General features: G+C 55.8%; 1 tRNA gene and 1 rRNA gene (1 of these 2 running past the window's edge). Both read right to left on the bottom strand.

Annotated features, from left to right (window positions below):
• Positions 1–1,140: ribosomal RNA gene (locus L5462_RS09225) — 23S ribosomal RNA — on the bottom strand (its annotated part extends 1,984 nt beyond the left edge of the window); the annotation flags it as partial.
• A 159-nt stretch (positions 1,141–1,299) separates the two neighbouring features.
• Positions 1,300–1,373: transfer RNA gene (locus L5462_RS09220), tRNA-Ala, on the bottom strand.
• Positions 1,374–1,379 lie beyond the last annotated feature (6 nt).

The following is a 1,379-nucleotide window of genomic DNA, read 5'->3' as shown; positions in this document are numbered from 1 at the left end:
GTTCCTCTCTCGGGACACAGGCTTACCCCGCGCCCCTGACTCCAACCTTCAACGACGGTGACGAGTTCGGAGTTTTACAGGATGCCGAGGGATCTCTCCCCCTAAACACCCAATAAGTGCTCTACCCCGCCACCAATCTCCAGTCAGGCTGGCCTACGAGCCATTTCGGGTGGAACCAGCTGTCACCGGCCTTGATTGGCCTTTCACCACTAACCCCAGGTTAGAGGAATGTTTCGCACGACAACACCCCTGCGGGCCTCCATCACTCGTAAGAGCGACTTCACCCTACCCAGGGCTAGATCGACCGGCTTCGGGTTTTAGAGCTGTGACTCCAGGCCCTATTAAGACCCCGTCCCTCACAGCACAAAGGCTGCTGCGGACCTGTCGGTTTCCCTACGACTACAAAGCGACACACTTCTTAGCCTCGCCACAACCACTAAACTCCCTGGCCCGTGTTTCAAGACGGACGACACGACACTGTTCAACCACCCACACATACTCCCATGTTACCATGGTTTCTTACAGGGGCAGCCACATTCCTTCCATGCCGTGCCGGGCTGTCACCGCCTGGTTTCAGGCACTTTTCACACCCCTATCAGGGGTACTTTTCAGCTTTCCCTCACGGTACTAGTTCGCTATCGGACTTGAGACGTGTTTAGGATTAGGAGTCGATGCCTCCCAGCTTCACGCCCAATATCCAATGGACGCTACTCAGGAAAGGTGCAGGGGGCCAGACATGAGCATCTACGGGGCTTTAACCCTCTACGGCCCGGGCATTCCAGCCCAAGTTCAACACCACACACCCGGCACCCCCATATGCACCCGATCCACAACACCACATCCCCCAACACATCACTGCGAAGGGGTTCAGTTTGTCCTGCACCGCTTTCATTCGCCATTACTCACGGCATCGCAAATTTGCTTTCTCTTCCTCCGCCTACTAAGATGTTTCAGTTCGGCGGGTTCCCCCTCCCCATAACAGGGAGTAGCACAACCCCAAAGGGTTGGCTGGGAAGTCCCATTCGGCAATCCCAGGATCCAAGGATGCATGCTCCTCCCCTGGGCTTATCGCAGCTTGCCACGGCCTTCATCAGCGACTCAAGCCAAGCCATCCCCCAGACGGCATAAAAAAGCTAGGGTTTGGTGCAATTCATCACCAGCTGCTCTCTGATCGGTTAATGCCAGTTTTTGGGTTAACCAATATCAGGGTTTCTCCTATGCATGGAAATCACCATAATCATTCCAACTTCACCACCACATCCCACACACGAATGGGCGGCTGCACCAACCAAACAGGAATGGACCCACCGGGATTTGAACCCGGGGCCTCCGCCTTGCAAGGGCGGCGCTCTCCCAGTCTGAGCTACGGGCCCAATCCA

Origin of the sequence: Methanothermobacter sp. K4 (genome assembly GCF_022014235.1) — an archaeon.
In the GTDB taxonomy this organism is placed as follows: domain Archaea; phylum Methanobacteriota; class Methanobacteria; order Methanobacteriales; family Methanothermobacteraceae; genus Methanothermobacter.
The sequence above is the reverse complement of the archived record's forward strand: the minus strand, read 5'-3'. Positions and strand labels throughout refer to the sequence as shown.